The following is an 18322-nucleotide window of genomic DNA, read 5'->3' as shown; positions in this document are numbered from 1 at the left end:
CCACCGTAGGTCGGATGAGACGAGGAACGAGGCGTAATCCGACGGAACGTGATGATACCCGACGGATTATGTCTGGGTCTTGTAGGTCGCGGCTTTAGCCCGATTGCCACTGTGCTAATAAAGCCAGTCATGCGAGACACCTGTGAGTAGAGTGATGTTTTTGCAATGGAACGTTACTGGTTGTTTGGACTTTCACCGATGATTGATACATAAAATCTCCAGTTATTCGCCTAAAGGCAAACCTACAAGTGCAGCCCCACAAGATCAGCGGTATTCTCGATAAATTTGATGCAACCAAATACCGTCATCTCCACCGTAGGTCGGATGAGACGAGGAACGAGGCGTAATCCGACGGAACGTGACGAATTCCACGGAGCTGGTCTTGCTCTTTGCTCTCCCCCTTATTCCAAGCCACAGCGGAGTATGTCTTGCACTTTGCTCTCCCCCTTTTCTTCAAGGGGGAGCTGGAGGGGGTTATGCACTGGGTCTTGTAGGTATGACGCCCCACAAGATCAGCGGTATTCTCGATAAATTTGATGCAACCAAACATCGTCATCCCCACCGTAGGTCGGATGAGACGAGGAACGAGGCGTAATCCGACGGAACGTGATGATACCCGACGGATTATGTCTGGGTCTTGTAGGTCGCGGCTTTAGCCCGAATGCCACTGTGCTAATAAAGCCAGTCATGCGAGACACCTGTGAGTAGAGTGATGTTTTTGCAATGGAGCGTTACCGGTTGTTTGGACTTTCACCGATGATTGAGACATCCAATCTCCAGTTATTCGCCTAAAGGCAAACCTACAAGTGCAGCCCCACAAGATCAGCGGTATGCTCGATAAATTTGATTTCACCAATCACCGTTGTATTGATCTGTGCCCGCTGCGCGGCCATCGGCACATTACGCTTCGCTTATGCTGCCCTACGAACCTCAACGCCAACCTCGACGTGGGATTAAAGCCTTGCTGTGTTCATGCCACTGGAATAACGACTTTCATGTCCGCATACATGTCTTCTAACAACGCCTTTAATCTTGCTTTGGCGTTATCGTCACCATGCACTATGTGGACTTTTTCAGGCTTCACGCGCATGCGTTTGATGAAGTTAATTAAGTCCTTTTGGCCTGCGTGGGCAGAGTAGCCGCTGATCTGTTTAACTTGCGCCAGAATCGGGTATTTAACGCCGTCGAACATAACATAGCCACCGGCTTTATCGTGATAGCGCAAGATATCTCGCCCCGGTGTACCAGCGGCTTGGTAACCAACAAAGAGAACATCGTTACGAGCATCGCCCAACAGGGCTTTGAGATAATTTACCATGCGCCCACCGGCGCACATGCCTGAAGCGGCAATGACAATAGCGGGGCGTGTTTGTCGTTTAAGATAGTCCACCGTTTGCAGATGGCTTTCGTGGCTGTCTATCGTGGTGAGCTGTTCAAAGCTAAGAGGATGACGGCCAGCGTTTAAACGCGCTTTGGCTTCTTTGTCCCAGGCGCTCTTTAGTGTTTTATACACCTCGGTAAATCGGCTAGCGAGGGGCGAATCGATAATGATGTCGATGTCCTCCCAATGAACCGTTTTTCCCGATCGAGTATGACTGATGGCTTTAGTTTTATGCTGGTGGATAATATGCTCAAGCTCATAAAGCAGCTCTTGAGTGCGGCCAATGCTAAACGCAGGAATCAACACACAGCCGCCATCAGATAGCGCTCGTTCGATACTTTTTTGAAGATTGCGGCGGCGTAAAGCACGGTTCTCATGGTTGCGATCGCCGTAAGTGCTTTCGATGACCACTTGGTCGGCACGATAAGGCGACTTGGGCGCATTAAGTAATGGCGAATAGGGCGCCCCAAGATCCCCAGAAAACAACACATCGTAATAGCGTTTGCCACGGGCTTTAATCGCCTCATTTACCACCCGAAAGACCCCATAAGCCGACCCTAAAATATGGCCAGCTTGGTAAAGTTTGAGTTGTGCTTGAGAGGTTTGCCCTGCGGCAAGAGGAAGCGTAACCCACTCGCCATAATGCATCGGCACCAGTTGTGACATCAGTCGATCCAAACAGGCCTGAATAATACTGGCATTACGCGTCACGCCGACTTTTAGCGCATCTTCAATCACCAAGGGCAACAACTTAGCGCTCGGCTTGGAGCAGTAAATCGGCCCAGAAAACCCCGCCGCCAACAAATAAGGCAAACGCCCCACATGATCAATATGAACATGGGTCACCAGCAAAGCCTGCACCGCCGACAAGTCAAAATCGATTTCAAGACGATTCGCCCCAGCGCCAGAGCCAGACGTCTCCGCCCCTTGAAACAAACCACAATCGATCAAAACAGACTGCTGCTCATCAATAAACAACTCGTGACAAGACCCCGTCACCCCTTGTACCGCCCCATGATGCTTAATCGTTAACATACAAAATCCCTCTGTATTTTCAGCCCACATCCCACGTAACCATGCCACTGACTATAGACCACAAACACCACCGCAACACCTTGCGTCGGATTACGCCTCGTGCCTCGTCTCATCCGACCTACGATAGCAATGACGATGTTTGGTGCATCAAATCCATCGAGGGTGACGATATTTGGTCACACCAAATCCGTCGTGGAATACCGTGGTTTTCGTAGGGCATCATAAGCGAAGCGTAATGTGCCGCTGGCCGCGCAGCGGACACAATTTAATACAACGGCGATTGTTGCACCAAATCCATCGAGCATACCGCCAATCTTGTGGGTCTGCACTTGTAGGTTTGCCTTTAGGCGAATAACTGGAGATTGGACGATTCCAAATATAGGTTAAAGTCCAAATGTTAGGTGACGCTCGGTTGTAAGAAAATATCACTCTAATCACACGTGTCTCGCATGATTGGCTTTATTAGCACAGTGGCATTCGGGCTAAAGCCGCGACCTACAAGACCTAGCCCATCGGATAAAATCGAAATGTTAGGTGAAGTTCGGTTGTAAAAAGTCATCACTTTAATCACACGACTCTCGCCTGTTTGGCTTTATTAGCACGGTGGGCTACTTAACAATAAAAAATGGGTTGAGTAGGTCTTCTTTGTTGTATTGCAGTGGTTGTCCGGTTTCGGCGTGGAGTACTTGGCCTCCGGCGGCTTCGACGACGGCGTGTGCGGCGGCGGTGTCCCATTCGCAGGTGAGGCCTAGGCGTGGGTAGATGTCGGCTTTGCCTTCGGCGACGAGGCAGAGTTTGAGTGAGCTGCCCATGCTGACGATGTCGGCGCCTGGGTAGTCGGCAATGAAGGCTTTGAATTCGTCGCTTTGGTGTGAGCGGCTGCCTACGATGACGAAGTCGCTTTTTTGTGTTGGTTTGGTTCTTACTGTGATGCTTTGGGCGGCTTTGCCGTTTTCTTGCTTGTAGGCACCTTGTTTGATGTCGCCTACGTAGAGTGTCTCAAGCGCTGGGGCGTATACCACGCCGAAGGTGGGTTTGCCCTGTTGGATCAGGGCGATGTTGACGGTGAATTCGCCGTTCTTTTTAACAAACTCTTTGGTGCCGTCCAGTGGGTCGATTAGCCAGTATTCGTCCCAGTTTAGGCGTTCTTGTTTGATTTCTTCTGACGATTCTTCCGACAGCACTGGGTATTCTGTAAGACGCTCTAAGCCTTCTACCAGTAAGTGGTGGGCGGCGAGGTCGGCTTCGGTCAGTGGGCTTGAGTCGCTTTTGTCGTATACCGCGAAGTCTTTTTGGTAGATTTCCATGATGGCGTTGCCGGCTTGGATGGCAAGGTCGATGATGGCTTGTTTGTTGGTGGCTTCCATAAGATGTCCTTTTCGTTTTCTGTGCTGTGGTGGGTTATGTTTTGTTAGCCGTAAAACGGCCAAATAAACGGGATAATCGCGATGCTGCTTGCGCCGACGGCGAGGCTTATTGGTAGTCCGGCTTTTATAAAGTCCCGTGTTTTATAGCCCCCTGGGCCCATTACCATGAGGTTGGTTTGGTAGCCTATCGGGGTGATAAAGCTCGCTGAGGCGGCGATCATTATGGTGATGACAAAAGGCAGCGGGTCGCTTTGTAGTTGGTTGGCGGTGGCGATAGCAATGGGAAACATAAGCACCGCGGCGGCGTTGTTGGTGATCATTTCAGTGAAAATGACGGTGATCAGGTAGATTAATGCCAGTGATAGCCAAGGGGAGTAGGGAGTGAGTGTCACGATATGAGAGGCGATGAGTTCGGCAGCGCCGGTTTTTGTCATCGCGGCCCCCAGTGAAAACGACGCGGCAATCACGGTTATCACGTTTAGGTTTACGTTGCGGCGTGCTTTGGCGACTGTGATGCAGCGGGTGCCAAGCATGGCGGCGGCACACAGCATGGCGGCTTCTAAAATGCTGAGTAGCCCGGTGGCGCTGAGCAACACTAATGCCAATAATAAGCCAACCGCCAGTGGGGCTTTGTCGAAGTTGGGGGGTGTCGAGTCGTTGATGGCGCTGACCAGTAAAAAGTCGCGGCGTGAGCGGTATTGGCCAACGAAGTCTTGGCTGGTTTCTAATAATAAGGTGTCGCCCACTTGCAGTTGAATATTGCCTATTTTGCTGTTGATGCGGTGGCCTTTGCGGGATACAGACAGTACCGCGGCTTGAAATCGAGTACGAAACTTGGCTTCTTTGATGGTTGAGCCTAGGCCGACAAATTCTGGCCCAATCACCGCTTCCACTAGGCAGCGTTTGTTGTGTTCTATTTCTAAGGTTTCTGCGCCGCCGTCTACTGGGCGCAGGCCCTGAATATTTTGGATCTCGCGGGCGCATTCGGGCGAGCCGATAAATACAAGTGTGTCATTTTCATACAGTTGAGTTTCTGAGCCAACCGCAGACAGTAAGGCGCTGTCACGGTGAATTTCGAACAAGTAACCAAACTGCAAAGCACGTAGCCCGGCTTGTTCGATGGATTTGCCAATCAGTCGGCTGTTTTTTTCGATGCGCATTTCTACGCCGTATTGGCGTGCGTTGTCGGCTTGTTCTAAGGTGCTTTCGCGGTTTGGCAATAAGTGTTTAGACAGCACAAACAGCAACCCACCGCCCACTAGAGTAATGGGCAATCCCACCCAGAGCAGGGAGAAAATATTCAGGTGAATCCCCAGCTCTTTTTGCAGTAAACCATCAATGACTAGGTTGGTGCTGGTGCCGATCACGGTGCAAGTGCCACCCAAAATAGCGGCGTAGCTCAGTGGGATGAGAAGTTTTGAGGTTGGTAGTTTGATGCGTTTAGACCAATATTGGACGGCGGGAATAAACATGGCCACCACGGCGGTGTTGTTCATAAAGGCGCTGAGTAGTGCGCTTGGGACGATTAATCTAGCCAGTGCCGCTTTTAGCCCTTTTGGGTTGCCGAGTAGGTATTTGCTGAGCCATTGAACTGCGCCGGTTTCCTGTAGCCCGGCTGCCACTATATACAAGATGGCAATGGTCATGACCCCAGGGTTGGCAAAGCCCGCCAGCCCTTCGCTTACCGTTAGTACCCCTGAAATAACCAAACACCCCATGGCTGCCATTAAAATAACGTCAGCGGCAATGCGCGTTGTTACGAGTGCGATAAACACGGTGGCAACCAGTATCAGTGTGAAAAGCATGTCCATTTACTGTCATTCCTTGTGACGCGGGCGGGTGAACCGGCTGCTCATTTCGATTAAAAGAAACATTGAGACAAAATAACTTTTATAGGTGGATTGAGATACTACGCAATAACCTATAAGATCTCAATCTTTAGCGTGAATGTTGAACGATGCGATCTGTAAATGAGCTGACCAGCAAAAAACGTGATGCGGTGCGGTTGCGCTTAAGTGGTTTGAGCTTGGCGCAAGTTAAAGCACAAACAGGGCTGTCTGTACCGACCATCATAAAAGCGGTAGAGCAGTTTAAAGCGTCCGGCTGGCAGGGTTTAACGCCAGAAGGGCGAGGCCGAAAGCCGTCGCTGCTGGCCAATTCTTCGAATCAGAAGGCGGCCATCTTGCGGGTCATGCAGCGTTGTTTTCAAAGCCAACCGCGTTTTGTTTCAATAGACGATTTATTAGCCGTTTACGCAGAGCTTTATAAGGCCGTGAGCAAAAAAACCATGTTGCGGCGGTTAATCCAGCTGGTGCCAGAGCGTGACCATAGTGAGGTGTTTGCGTCGATGGGGCAGTTTATTGATCACGCTTCTCAGTCTTTTATGGCGCAATCATTGGCGCCAGAGACGGTCGCCTTGTTGGCTCGCAGTCGTCGTCTGGTGTTGGGTTTTCATCCGGTGCTAGGCGGTTGTATTTTTTATACCTTAGATGGCCGTGGCGAGCGCCGTTTTGCTTTTTATGCCAATGAGAGCGCAGCGGGCTTGGATGGCAATGGCGACGAAAGTGGTCGGCATCATGAGGCAACAGCGCTCGATGGTTTCGAGGGCAAGCGGTCTGCGCTTGCTTCTGGCTTATCAGAGCAGACTTTAGTGGCTCAATTGCGCGTTTTAGTGCAAGAGGCAAGCGCAGAGAAGCCGCTGTTTGTGGTGATCAAAACAGATTCTTTGGCACGCTATCAGCATTTGGCTGCGTGGCAAAAAGCAAACGAAGGGCGTTGTTTTTTATTGGCGCAGTGGGTGTTGTCTAAATGCATCGAAAAGCCGCATTAAAACAGTGACCTCATGGCCATTCAGTGCCTGTTTATTTTATCGCGCTCTTAGTAAGAGACACACGAAACATAGAACCAAAAGGAACGGATATGTTGTTAACGCATTTACAACGCCTAGAGGCGGAAAGTATTCAGATCATGCGCGAGGTTGTGGCCGAAGCCGATAACCCAGTCATGCTCTATTCGATAGGCAAAGACAGTGCGGTGATGCTGCATATCGCAATGAAGGCGTTTTATCCTTCGTTGCCACCTTTTCCTCTGCTGCACGTGGACACACGCTGGAAATTCCAAGAGATGTACCAGTTTCGCGACAAGATGGTCGAAGACCTTGGTTTGGAGTTGATCACCCACATCAACCCAGATGGCATTAAGAAAAACATTAACCCGTTTGATCATGGCTCGGCGATTCACACCGATATCATGAAAACCGAAGGCTTAAAGCAAGCGTTAAACGAGCATAAGTTTGATGTGGCGTTTGGTGGTGCTCGCCGTGACGAAGAGAAATCTCGTGCTAAAGAGCGTGTCTTTTCGTTCCGTACCGCTGACCATCGCTGGGACCCGAAAAACCAGCGCCCAGAGATCTGGAAGCAATACAACGCCCGTAAAAATCCAGGTGAGTCTATCCGGGTGTTTCCAATTTCAAACTGGACTGAGCTGGATATCTGGCAATACATCCACCTAGAAAACATCCCGATTGTGCCTTTGTATTACTCAAAAGAGCGTCCTGTCGTGGAACGCGATGGCACCTTGATCATGGTGGACGACGAGCGTATGCCGCTAAAAGAAGGCGAAGTGCCGATGATGAAAAGTGTGCGCTTTAGAACCCTAGGCTGTTACCCATTGACCGGTGCAGTGGAATCCGAAGCAGACACGCTGCCGGCGATTATTCAAGAAATGTTGTTAACCAAAACATCTGAGCGTCAGGGTCGCATGATTGATCATGATTCTGCCGCTTCCATGGAGAAGAAAAAGCAAGAGGGATACTTCTAATGGCTCACGTATCGGATTTGATTGAAACGGACATTAACCAATATTTGGAAAACCATCAGAACAAAAACCTATTGCGTTTTATCACCTGTGGTAGCGTAGATGATGGCAAAAGCACCCTGATCGGCCGTTTGTTGTTTGAGTCTAAAATGCTTTTCGAAGATCAGCTTGCGGCAGTAGAGTCGGACTCGCGTAAGTTTGGTACGCAAGGGGAAAACATCGACTTCGCTTTATTGGTCGACGGCCTAGCCGCAGAACGTGAGCAGGGCATTACTATTGACGTTGCCTATCGCTTTTTCTCTACGGATCGCCGTAAATTTATCGTTGCGGACACCCCAGGGCACGAGCAATATACCCGTAACATGGTAACCGGCGCATCCACTGCGGATGTGGCGATCTTGATGGTCGACGCTCGTAAAGGCATTCTTCCGCAAACCCGTCGTCACAGTTACTTGGTCTCGCTTATTGGCATTCGTCACGTTGTTGTGGCGGTGAATAAGATGGACCTGATGGACTACTCAGAAAAAACCTACAACGCCATTGTCGAAGAGTACTCTGCGTTTGCTAAGCAAGTAGGCATAGAAAACGTGACCTTTATCCCGATGTCGGCGTATAAAGGCGACAACATCACCTCTCAAAGTGAGGCCATGTCTTGGTATCGTGGTACCACGCTAATGGGCTTTTTGGAATCGGTTGAAATCGATGAACAGCGCCTGCAGAAGCAAGCTTTCCGCATGCCAGTGCAGTGGGTAAATCGTCCTAACCTAGATTTCCGTGGTTTCTCTGGCCAAATTGCCAGCGGTATTATCAAGCCAGGCATGAAACTTCGTGTGCTGCCATCCGGTAAAGAAAGCAGCATCGCGCGTATCGTCACAAAAGACGGCGACTTAGAAGAGGCGGTTGCCAGTCAATCAGTAACCATCACTTTGGCCGACGAAATCGACGTGTCTCGTGGAGACGTGCTGGTGGATGCGGTTGAGCCTGCAGAAGTGGCGAAACAATTTGAAACCACCATGGTGTGGATGCACGAAGAGCCATTAATGCCAGGTCGTACTTACTTGATGAAAGTCGGCACGAAAACCGTATCGGCGACTGTCATGGACATCAAATACCAAGTCAACATCAACACCATGGAGCACCTGGCGGCGAAGCACCTAGACTTAAATGGCATTGGTGTATGTACCGTTAGCTTGGATCAGCCGATCGCCTTTGATAAATACCTAGACAACGCCGACACCGGTGGCTTCATCTTGATCGACCGTTTAAGCAACAATACCGTTGCGGCGGGTATGATCAACTTCGCCTTGCGTCGTAGTCAAAACATCGTCATGCAACATGTGGACGTGGCAAAAGAAGCGCGCTCACAGCAAAAAGCACAGAAGCCTTGTGTTATCTGGCTAACTGGCTTGTCTGGTGCGGGTAAATCGACCATTGCCAACTTGGTTGAGAAGAAGCTGTTCGCCATGGGTCAACACACCTACTTGCTAGACGGCGACAACGTACGTCATGGTTTAAACAAAGACCTAGGCTTTAAAGACGAAGACCGCGTGGAAAACATCCGCCGTGTTTCTGAAGTTGCCAAGCTTATGGTAGACGCCGGCCTAATCGTCATCTCCGCCTTCATCTCACCATTCCGCGCAGAACGCGCCATGGCCAGAGAAATGGTCGAAGAGGGCGAATTTGTTGAAGTCTTCGTCAACACTTCACTAGAAGTAGCCGAAGGTCGGGATGTGAAAGGCCTATACCGTAAAGCGCGTCGTGGTGAACTGAAAAACTTCACCGGCATCGACTCCCCTTACGAACAACCCACAAACGCAGAATGTGTGTTGAACACCAACGAAACATCCCCCGAAGACTGCGCAGACAAAGTCATCGAATACCTAGTAGAACACCACTACGTGTAACTGATAGCCTGGCATAGCTTGCTCTGAGCTCTCGCAAACACCACCCGAACTGGGCTGGCCCTTAGCTCTCCCCCTTTTCTTCAAGGGGGAGTTGGAGGGGGTTATGCACTGGCTCTGGTTCTGGGGCTTAGTTAATCAGGTCAGTTCCGTTTGATTCGGTCTGTGTCCGCTGCGCGGCCATCGGTACATTACGCTTCGCTTATGATGCCCTACGGGGTATGTGGGTGGCAGCTAGTGTTTTGTGTGCCATGACTTCCGCGTCGGCCTAAAGACCGACCCACAAGATCAAGTGACAGTAGCAGTTGAAGGGCAGGGACAGTGACAACCCGGGCTCCCATCAGTTCTTTGTTGAAGTCTGGTGGGGTTTTACAGTATTCATACTTTTCTGTGCTATTAGGCACATGTTTGCTTGTTATGGTTCTTTGTTGGTTTGGTGTTTGTGGGTGTGTGTTTTTATGAATAGTGAGAAGGTGGTTGTGCCGCATATCGTAGGGCATCATCAGTGAAGCGCAATGTTTCGATGGCCGCGAAGCGGGCACATGAATGGCACGGAGGTGATTTTATGTTACTGGCGCTTGTTACTGGTGGGTTGGCCTTTAGGCCAATAGCTGGAGATTGGATAAAACCAATTATCGGTTAAAGTCCAAATGATGGGTGATACTCTTCCCTTAAATCATCAAGTTAATTGCATGTGTCACGTATTTTGAGGGGTTATAACTCCGCGGTATTTGGCCTAAAGGCCAACCCACAAGACTTAGATTATTGGCTATTTATAGTTTTGTCAGTGGTTTTTACGGATATTTTTCGCTGTCATTATTTGTCTAGTTCTAGAGGTGTTTTATTATTGTTCATCATGTGAACGCTAACTCTGAGGGAATTTACACTATCCATACCTTTCGATGTGATTAGCCACAAACTTGTCTTCTATTTTTGTGCATATCTCATGATATGGCTGTTTAAAATCGTCGTTTGGTAAGAGGCGAATCTGGGTGATGTGGCATTTTTGGCAGTTAGTTGATTGAGAAGTGACTTTGACAGCAAAAAAACATTTTATAAGAAATTATCTCGGCTTAGGCACGATTCGGGTATTAAATATTCCACTTAGTATCGTGATAAGTGTGATTTTAGCGCGTTCATTGGGCCCTGAAGGTTTTGGTCAATATTCGTTTGTGATGGCGTTAATTCCTTTGCTGGCGCTGCCGGTTAATGGCGGTCTTCCTAAGTTGCTGACCCGTGAAATTGCGGGTTTTGTGCAGCAAGAGAAATGGGGTTTGTACAGGGGGATGATGCGCACGGCGTTTGGTTGGGTGGTGTCGCTTGCGGTTTTGTTGGTTTGTGTCATTTGGGCAATAGCGTATTTCACGGATGCGATGGCCGAGGGCAGTAAGTGGCGTTTGTTGCCTATCGCTGTTTTGATGATTCCGGTGATTGGCTTTAACGCGGTGCGAAGTGGCACGCTAAAAGGTTTGGGCTTGCCTTTTTATTCAGAAGTCCCTGTGACCATTGTACAGCCTCTTTTTCTTCTTTTGACCCTGGCCAGTTTGTTGTTCTACCAAGTTCTGGACCCTTTGCATGCGGTGTGGGCGCAAGTCATTTCATACGGTGCGACCTTTGTTGTTTCTAGCTGGTTGTTTTTGAAGGTTCAGCCTTCTATCTCTCGTTTACATCGGCCTATTTATACTAGGGCTAAATGGGCGAGGAGTTTGTTGCCGTTTACTGTTTTGGCGCTTGTGAATACTTTCAACACAAAAATCGGTATCTTTTTGCTGGGGATGTTCAGCGCAGATGAGCAGGTCGCTGCGATGCGGGTGGCAGAAAGAGGCGGGCAGTTTGTTACGCTTTCATTGACCATTGTGAACCTGATCATTGCACCTCAGATCGTGCGAGCATTTCGCGACAATAATACAAGCTTGCTGCAAAAATTGGCCAAGCAGTCGGCCCGCGGAGGTTTGCTGGTGGCGTTGCCTATTGCGGCGGTACTGGTGTTTTTTGGCGAGTTTATTATTCGGGTGGTGTTTGGAGAAAGTTATTTAAACATTACCTACGGGCCTATGGTGATTTTGATCATTGGGCAATTGGTGAATGTGTTTTTTGGCTCCTTGGCCTATCTCTTAACCATGAGTGGCCATGAAAGAGACACTCTGAAAGGCCAGATTGTCGCGGTTATTTCAAATGTGTTGATGTGCTCTGTATTGATTCCTATGTATGGTGCTATGGGGGCTGCGATCAGTGTTTCTATCAGTCTGATTATATCAAATTGCCTGTTGGCTAGGTTGGTTTATATCAGGCTTAAAGTCGTACCAGGGGCTGCCTAAATGGCAAGGTTAGGAGAAGTATGAGGTCCATCGCTTACTATTTTGATAAGGCGTTTTTAGGGCGTTACCGGTTCCCTTATAGGAAGTATCAAGATCGCAATAAATGCATTTTTATACACATACCAAAAGCCGCGGGTACGTCTGTACTTCAGGCATTGGGCAAAGATGGGGTGGAGGGCAGAGATCACCTCCCTTGGCTTGTTTATAAAAAAGCCAACGCGAAAAAGTTTGACAGCTATTTTAAATTCACGTTTGTTCGAGACCCTTTAGACAGAGCCTATTCAGCCTATGAATACCTAGTAAAAGGCGGTAACCAAGCACACGATTTGGTGACCGCTGACAAGCTAAAGGCATTCTCAGGGTTTGAGGATTTTGTCATTAATGGATTAGGTAAGGGGTTATATAGAAACCATGTGATGTTCTTACCTCAGTCGTTTTTCATTATAAATAATAACAATGAACTGGCGGTGGACTTTGTTGGCAAGTTTGAGTGCATCGAGCAAGACTTTGCTCGGGTTAAGAAGACGCTTGGTTTAACGGTTGATCTGACACATGAAAACAAAGGTAAGCAAAGCAAAGACCTAAGCGCCATTCGCAACAATGAACAAATCATGAGCGTCATGTTTACGCTATATGCCCAAGACTATTTATTGCTCGATTACTCTGTTGAATAGTTTCAACACAAGTGCTTGATTTGAATCTTAATCTAAGTGGTTTTATGAAGATTAAATGTATATTAAAAAACGCGTTAAAGAAGGTCAGAAACAAGTATCTCTTTAATAAGAAAGCGAAACAAATTGCCGCTTGGAAAGATCAATCTCCGATTTTTATTTTAGGTACGCAAAAAACTGGCACAACGGCGATTGCGGCGTTATTGGCTAAAAGTTGCAACGAAGAGGTCACGCTTGATTTGCTCAAGTCGATCAAAGACCCAGCTTGGCTGTTGCGAGTTCCCTACGGGTTGCAGCCTTTTTCCGATATTGTGGCCAAGTACGAAAAAGACTTTTCAAAAAAGATGATAAAAGAACCTTGGCTGACGTACTTTTATGAGGATCTGGTTACGCTTTACCCAAAGGCCAAATTTGTCATGGTGGTTAGAGACCCATTCAGCACCATTAGAAGTGTTTTGAATAGGCTGCAGATACCGGGGGATAAAGCCAGGATAGATCAAGATGCCTATACAGATTTAACCAACATAAAAATCTGGAAGCTGGCCTTAGACAGCAGCTGGAGTGGGCGTCCGTCAGAAGATTATATCACCGCTATGGCGCATAGGTGGGACATAGCAAGCAGAGTGTATTTGGACAATCAAGATAGATTCCACCTCATTCGCTATGAAGATTTCAACGCCGATAAACAAGCCGCAATAGCCGCCTTGTCCACCGCACTTGGCTACCACAGCCACGGGGATATAGAGCCATATTTGGATATTCAGTATCAGGTGAAAGGCAAGCGCGATACTGATTTAAAGGCTTTTTTCGGTGGCGAAAATTACCAAAAAATCGCCCGTATCTGTGGCGATAGCGCAGCACAACTGGGCTATACAATATGACCGCTATACAACTACATCGCGTTAGTATTAAAGGGTAAAAAATGTCTGTTTATGTTTCATTAACGGCAATCAACCAGCGATTGTCCGTACTTAGATACACTTTGATGAGTCTGTTAGAGCAGAGTTATAAGCCTGATTATATTGTATTGAACCTTTCTAAAGACGCTTATCTGCTTGATGAAGGGGTGCATCAGCTTCCAGACTGGTTAACGGCCATGGAGAGTAACGGTGTGAGCATTAATTGGGTTGAAAACACCGGTTCCTACAGGAAACTATTGCCAGTTTTTCGTTCGATTACGCCTGAAGACATTCTGGTTACCTGCGACGATGATGTCATTTATGGAGAGGATTGGTTAAAGCACCTGTTACAAGCCGCTGAACAGCACCCTGATGATATCGTCTGCGGCCGAGCAAGAAAGCCGGTTAATAGCCCTCTTGGCGGATACCAGAGTTATTTGAATTGGCCATTAGCCGAAGCGGGTACACACAAGTTGCATCTTATTCCGATCGGCATTGCTGGCATCGTCTACAGAAAGAAGCTATTAAAGGATTCCATAATCGCTTCCCAGGCGTTTTTGACTGAAGCGCCCAAGCAAGATGACCTTTGGTACCGCCATGCCAGTCTAGCATTAGGGACGAAAGTGTTTGTTGCTCCTGGGGTAAACGCACAAGTGTACCCGATTAACACACCAGAAGAGCTGTCTCGAACCAACACAGTGACGGCCGTGATACGCACCTGGGACAACTTCATGTTTGCGTTATTTTCCAAGTTTAAGACCCGTTTAAAAGCCTACTTGGGCATTAAGGTTTGTGATAATGATCATGTTATTAAAAGACTCGAGTTGTTTAAAACTCACTAAGTTTTTCTCGCTTTTCATTAAAATCATCACTAATTAGAGGTTTCGTTTTGGGTGTTAAGAGGAACAGAGTGACTATTATTTCCCCGTCATTTCAAGGGGGAGGCGCAGAAAAAATCGCGATTAACCTGGCCAATTATTACGCCAGTGTAGGTCAAGAGGTAAGCTTAATCGTGCTGTCATCTAAAGGCCCTTACGCAAGTCAGCTTAGCCCGTCAGTCAAGGTGAATGCGCTCAATACCAGAGGGCGCTATGTTTTCTTTAAACTCTATAAAATACTAAAGAAAGACTCATCAGATGTTATTTTCTCAGCGATACGAGATACCAATGTTATTGTCGGAGCAATAGGGTATTTTCTTAAATTACCCTTGGTATTTCGTGAAGCCAATACCATGGATGCCATCGAAGAAATGCCTTTTTATAAAGGGGTACTTTATAAAGCATTGATGAAAAGAAGCTATAAAAAAGCCAATCTTATTATCGCCAATTCTAGCGACACCAAAAAAGATTTAATCGCCCATAACATCACTCAGAGCAATAAGATAACCGTGATTGGCAATCCAGTATTACCGGCGCAGGAGGATGCCTTAATGGCATCAGAACCTGCTCACCCTTGGTTTGATAAAGAAAAATTTGATTTGGTGTTGAACGTAGGGCGCCTGCATAAACAAAAGAATCAGGAATTTCTATTATACGCTTTTAGTGAATTGTATAAAGAAAATAACCGTGCTCGGCTGATTATTTTAGGCGAGGGCGAGTTACAAAGCCGTTTGAATCGCTTGGCTAAACTCTTAGGTATTGAGGCGGTTATTGAGATTGTTTCTTTTCAAAATAACCCCTTTGTGTTTTATAAAGCAGCATCGGTGTTTGCGCTTACCTCATCTTGGGAAGGCTTTGGTAATGTCCTGGTGGAAGCCATGTGGTGTAAGACGCCGGTCATTGCTCTCGACTGCCCAGGTGGCCCCAAATCCATCCTCAATAACGGGGAGTTTGGGCACTTGTTATCCACCGATGATCCCGCGGTTTTTGCGGCGCAGATAAGTAACATACTGACCTCTGATAACCGTGACGCCATAGAACGGGCTTATCAAAGATCGTTAGAATACAGTGTTCCTGCTATCGCCTCTTTGTATTACCAACAAGCCACGGGACAGCCAAGAAGATAAGCATTTTTCGCCAATGCTTATCTTCAATGCTTATCGCCAATGTTTTCCGTCAATAGTTATCGTCAATATGCATTCTTTATGGATTTGTATTGACGATATATTGGCGAAATTGTGTTGCTATTGTGGCTTTTTAGCCACTTAGTGTAAATCCAAATCACCCCTATTGAATGATGCGCTGCTTGTCAGTAAATTGCCCCGATTCTATTCGTCTTTTTATAATAAATAGACCGCTGTTTCTCTCTTTCTACGGTGTTATATTGAAGAGGCTTTTCCGTGAGAAAAATATTGTATGTCGTTAGTACACTAGCTAAATGTGGGCCAACGAATCAACTTTTTAATATAATTAAAAATCAAAACACAAACGACGTTGAGATCTGTGTATTAACCCTTTCACCGGAAGGGGGAAACAGTGATAAAGCCCGTTTTGATCGCCTTGGTGTACAAACACGCAGCTTAGGCTTGAGTCGTTTGCAAGGGATGTTTCTCGCCAAAAGGAAACTCATGGAATGTATCATGGGGTTTCAGCCTGATCTTATTCACTCCCAAGGCGTAAGGGCCGATTTTTATTTAAGTAAAATAAAAATGGAATGCCCTTGGGTGATTACGTCGAGAAACTTTCCACCCGAAGATTACCTCTCACGATTTGGTTTTATTAAAGGTCATTTGACCGTGCGCTCGCACTTGTCTGCGTTGAGGAGATGCAAAAACATTGTGTCTTGTTCCCATGCGGTTGCCACTAAATTATCGAATATCGGCATCGCCTCAAGTGTCATTCAAAACGGAGTAGAGGCGAGCGTTTTGGCGCCACCAGAAAGCGTGAACCTTGAGCACTTAGAAAAACCGATCTTTGTCACCGCAGGCAGCTTTATTCCTCGTAAAAACATGGGCTTTCTTGTGGACGCGATGAAGATGTATTTTGACACTCACCCAGGCAGCTTAGTACTGCTCGGTGATGGCCCTTTATTAGACGAATGTAAGGCACGCAGCAACAATCACATCGTGTTTATGGGCAATGTAAATACTGTTTCTGAGTATTTATCTTGTGCGGATTACTTTGTTTCTTCCTCTTTATCAGAAGGGTTGCCCAATGCGGTGTTAGAGGCGCTAGCCCATGGCGTGCCAGCCATATTATCCGATATAGAATCGCACATAGAAATGGCAAGGGAATACCCTAAATCGATTAAAACCTTTCCTCTGGCGAGTGATAAGAACACCTTTGTGAATTGCATAGGGTCTGCGCTTGCATCGTTCGACAAGGCCTCTCGCGATGAGGCTCGACGCATTTCTCAAGAAAAATTCTCGGATCAGGCGATGTCTTTTTCTTATCAGAAATTCTATGAAAATGTATTAACTAGCAATGCAAAAACGACTTATTTCGGTGAACTATAATGAAGTTACACGACTTATTGTATGGCAAGAATGTTGTCATTCTTATAGATGACTTAGAAAGATATGAATTTTTTAAAAAAATCATTACAAGCTCGTCCATTAAGAATATCACCTTTCTGCATGCCGCTTTATACAGTTACCTGTACGCTAAGCAAGATGTGAGCTTGAACTATGAATGTGACAACATCTTACTGAAAGGCGAGGCGTCTTTAGAAATAAGTCCGCTGTCTATCGATGAAGTGAAGTTAGGCAAACGTATCTGCAATGATTTACAGGCAGACACCAAAAAGGCCCTAGAGACGGTGTTTTCCCACTATGACTATGTGCTCATTTTTAAGGGCTTTCAGTTTGCTTTTCGCCATTTAGAAGCCTTTATCGATAAAGACAAATCCTTGTTTTTTGAAATCGGTAATTTCCCGAATAAATTTCAATGGAGTAAAACCGGTGTTAACGCAGACTCAGACCACGCTCTTCGCGTCTCGGAAATAACAGACGAGATCAAGCAAGAAGACGAGGAAGCACTAAAAACACTCCTGTTTACCTATACGCCACCCCACGTAGCAAAGAAGATACGTTCGAAGGCCCTAGAAGCCATAGTGAATAAATTTGGTCATTATGTGTTTAAGACCATTCACCCAGAGCCTTCTATTCTTTCGTCTTTGAAAATAGCCCTATCGGCTTTTATCTCTAAGCGTTTGATCAAAAAAAAAGCAAGAGAATCAAGGCCTGTCATTACTGAAAAATATTGTCTGTTTATTAGTCAGGTTGAATTTGATTCTCAGACCGTATTCCAAGCCTCAGAAGTGAACCTCTCGGCGTTGAAAAAAGCCCAAAAAATAGCCAATGAGCGCAACACAAAACTGATCGTTCGTTTGCATCCAGCGGAAAAAAAACTGCGTCACTTGAAAGATACGATTCGATACTGCCAATTGCATGATATTGAAATACACAATGCGGGCAGTTTATTAAATATCGTGAATGACTCTGAATTTGTTATGACGATCAACTCAACCGGTGGCGCACACTCCATATTGTTCAATAAGGAAGTGGTGAATTTTGGACGCGCTTTTTACAGTGGTTGGTCGCCGAGTGATGTGGTGAAGTACTATCGATATGTCTTAGAAGAAGCCTGACTTAGGTTTTTATCCGAATCAAAGAGCGCGCCAAGCTCCCCATGACGCGCTCGTTTAGCCAACCTTTTGTTTCATTTTATTGATCGTCTTTCTACTTCACCTTGTTTCTACTCACCTGGTAAATAAAAGGCAAATCTGGGAAATTGCAATGCAAATACACGTCACGCTCCCGAAGTTTATATGGTTCTTAGCCGCAATGACCTTTGCGGCCGCCATAGGGATCCCAAAAGGCTTCAATGTCACCTCCTTGCTGATTTTTCTCTGCTCTTTTGCTATGTCTTGTTTCAAACCCCTAGCACAGCCTGTTGATAAGTAAGCGTCGGCTAACCCCCACATAGAAATCTCCACCAAACACCATAAAGTCTCTTGCTCTCTCTGAATTGGAACGAAAGACTTATGTTTACCGC

At 46.8% G+C, this 18322-nt stretch carries 14 protein-coding genes; 10 read left to right on the top strand and 4 right to left on the bottom strand.

Annotated elements, in window-relative coordinates; genetic code table 11:
* Nucleotides 1-512: 512 nt before the first annotated feature.
* From DFP81_RS18280 to DFP81_RS17610, 4 genes are all read right to left on the bottom strand, one after another.
* Nucleotides 513-689, bottom strand: coding sequence for a hypothetical protein (locus DFP81_RS18280; RefSeq protein ID WP_181903133.1), 177 nt, complete (start codon nucleotides 687-689; stop codon nucleotides 513-515).
* A gap of 281 nt (nucleotides 690-970) precedes the next feature.
* Nucleotides 971-2416, bottom strand: coding sequence for an MBL fold metallo-hydrolase RNA specificity domain-containing protein (locus tag DFP81_RS17620; protein ID WP_115899203.1), 1446 nt, complete (start codon nucleotides 2414-2416; stop codon nucleotides 971-973).
* Nucleotides 2417-3024: 608 nt separating this feature from the next.
* Nucleotides 3025-3846, bottom strand: a complete 822-nt coding sequence (gene cysQ / locus DFP81_RS17615) for a 3'(2'),5'-bisphosphate nucleotidase CysQ (RefSeq protein ID WP_342769969.1) — start codon at nucleotides 3844-3846, stop codon at nucleotides 3025-3027.
* Nucleotides 3828-5594 (bottom strand): SLC13 family permease, encoded by a 1767-nt coding sequence (locus tag DFP81_RS17610; RefSeq protein WP_115899201.1) that lies wholly within the window; start codon nucleotides 5592-5594, stop codon nucleotides 3828-3830. Before DFP81_RS17610 ends, cysQ begins: the two co-directional genes overlap by 19 nt.
* 146 nt (nucleotides 5595-5740) lie before the next feature.
* Here DFP81_RS17610 and DFP81_RS17605 point away from each other — a divergent pair, with 146 nt between their 5' ends.
* The 10 genes from DFP81_RS17605 (at nucleotide 5741) to DFP81_RS17560 (ending at nucleotide 17915) form a co-directional block, all read left to right on the top strand.
* Nucleotides 5741-6613: a COG3415 family protein gene (locus tag DFP81_RS17605; protein ID WP_115899200.1), complete on the top strand. Its 873-nt coding sequence runs from the start codon at nucleotides 5741-5743 to the stop codon at nucleotides 6611-6613.
* An 89-nt stretch (nucleotides 6614-6702) separates the two neighbouring features.
* Complete coding sequence (cysD, locus tag DFP81_RS17600) at nucleotides 6703-7602, top strand: sulfate adenylyltransferase subunit CysD (protein WP_115899199.1); 900 nt, start codon at nucleotides 6703-6705, stop codon at nucleotides 7600-7602.
* A complete protein-coding gene (gene cysN, locus DFP81_RS17595) occupies nucleotides 7602-9503 on the top strand; it encodes a sulfate adenylyltransferase subunit CysN (RefSeq protein WP_115899198.1) in 1902 nt (633 codons plus the stop codon). Before cysD ends, cysN begins: the two co-directional genes overlap by 1 nt.
* A 1031-nt stretch (nucleotides 9504-10534) precedes the next feature.
* Nucleotides 10535-11818 carry a flippase gene (locus DFP81_RS17590; RefSeq protein WP_181903132.1) on the top strand — a complete coding sequence of 428 codons (1284 nt, stop codon included), beginning with the start codon at nucleotides 10535-10537 and terminating at the stop codon, nucleotides 11816-11818.
* 20 nt (nucleotides 11819-11838) lie between these two features.
* Entirely contained in the window at nucleotides 11839-12492 is a 654-nt protein-coding gene (locus DFP81_RS17585; protein ID WP_115899196.1) for a sulfotransferase family 2 domain-containing protein, read from the top strand.
* A gap of 44 nt (nucleotides 12493-12536) precedes the next feature.
* A complete protein-coding gene (locus DFP81_RS17580) occupies nucleotides 12537-13370 on the top strand; it encodes a sulfotransferase family protein (RefSeq protein ID WP_115899195.1) in 834 nt (277 codons plus the stop codon).
* Between the two features lie 41 nt (nucleotides 13371-13411).
* Nucleotides 13412-14230 (top strand): glycosyltransferase, encoded by an 819-nt coding sequence (locus DFP81_RS17575; RefSeq protein ID WP_115899194.1) that lies wholly within the window; start codon nucleotides 13412-13414, stop codon nucleotides 14228-14230.
* A gap of 68 nt (nucleotides 14231-14298) precedes the next feature.
* Nucleotides 14299-15393, top strand: coding sequence for a glycosyltransferase (locus tag DFP81_RS17570; RefSeq protein WP_147299463.1), 1095 nt, complete (start codon nucleotides 14299-14301; stop codon nucleotides 15391-15393).
* A gap of 273 nt (nucleotides 15394-15666) precedes the next feature.
* Nucleotides 15667-16782, top strand: a complete 1116-nt coding sequence (locus tag DFP81_RS17565; RefSeq protein WP_115899192.1) for a glycosyltransferase family 4 protein — start codon at nucleotides 15667-15669, stop codon at nucleotides 16780-16782.
* Nucleotides 16782-17915, top strand: a complete 1134-nt coding sequence (locus tag DFP81_RS17560; RefSeq protein WP_115899191.1) for a capsular polysaccharide export protein, LipB/KpsS family — start codon at nucleotides 16782-16784, stop codon at nucleotides 17913-17915. The genes DFP81_RS17565 and DFP81_RS17560 overlap by 1 nt, the downstream gene beginning before the upstream one ends.
* The last annotated feature ends 407 nt before the right edge of the window (nucleotides 17916-18322 follow it).

This window comes from Marinomonas pollencensis (assembly GCF_003387375.1).
GTDB classification, from domain to species: Bacteria; Pseudomonadota; Gammaproteobacteria; order Pseudomonadales; family Marinomonadaceae; genus Marinomonas; species Marinomonas pollencensis.
Note: the sequence above shows the minus strand (reverse complement) of the source record. Positions and strands in the feature narration are given on the sequence as shown.

What these genes read in the sequence shown, in the direction of transcription:
- DFP81_RS17620 (WP_115899203.1), bottom strand. Translation starts at nt 2,416, where the DNA reads ATGTTAACGATTAAGCATCATGGGGCGGTACAAGGGGTGACGGGGTCT.
- DFP81_RS17605 (WP_115899200.1), top strand. Translation starts at nt 5,741, where the DNA reads ATGCGATCTGTAAATGAGCTGACCAGCAAAAAACGTGATGCGGTGCGG.
- DFP81_RS17610 (WP_115899201.1), bottom strand. Translation starts at nt 5,594, where the DNA reads ATGGACATGCTTTTCACACTGATACTGGTTGCCACCGTGTTTATCGCA.
- DFP81_RS17585 (WP_115899196.1), top strand. Translation starts at nt 11,839, where the DNA reads ATGAGGTCCATCGCTTACTATTTTGATAAGGCGTTTTTAGGGCGTTAC.
- DFP81_RS17580 (WP_115899195.1), top strand. Translation starts at nt 12,537, where the DNA reads ATGAAGATTAAATGTATATTAAAAAACGCGTTAAAGAAGGTCAGAAAC.
- cysD (WP_115899199.1), top strand. Translation starts at nt 6,703, where the DNA reads ATGTTGTTAACGCATTTACAACGCCTAGAGGCGGAAAGTATTCAGATC.
- DFP81_RS18280 (WP_181903133.1), bottom strand. Translation starts at nt 689, where the DNA reads ATGACTGGCTTTATTAGCACAGTGGCATTCGGGCTAAAGCCGCGACCT.
- DFP81_RS17575 (WP_115899194.1), top strand. Translation starts at nt 13,412, where the DNA reads ATGTCTGTTTATGTTTCATTAACGGCAATCAACCAGCGATTGTCCGTA.
- DFP81_RS17560 (WP_115899191.1), top strand. Translation starts at nt 16,782, where the DNA reads ATGAAGTTACACGACTTATTGTATGGCAAGAATGTTGTCATTCTTATA.
- cysN (WP_115899198.1), top strand. Translation starts at nt 7,602, where the DNA reads ATGGCTCACGTATCGGATTTGATTGAAACGGACATTAACCAATATTTG.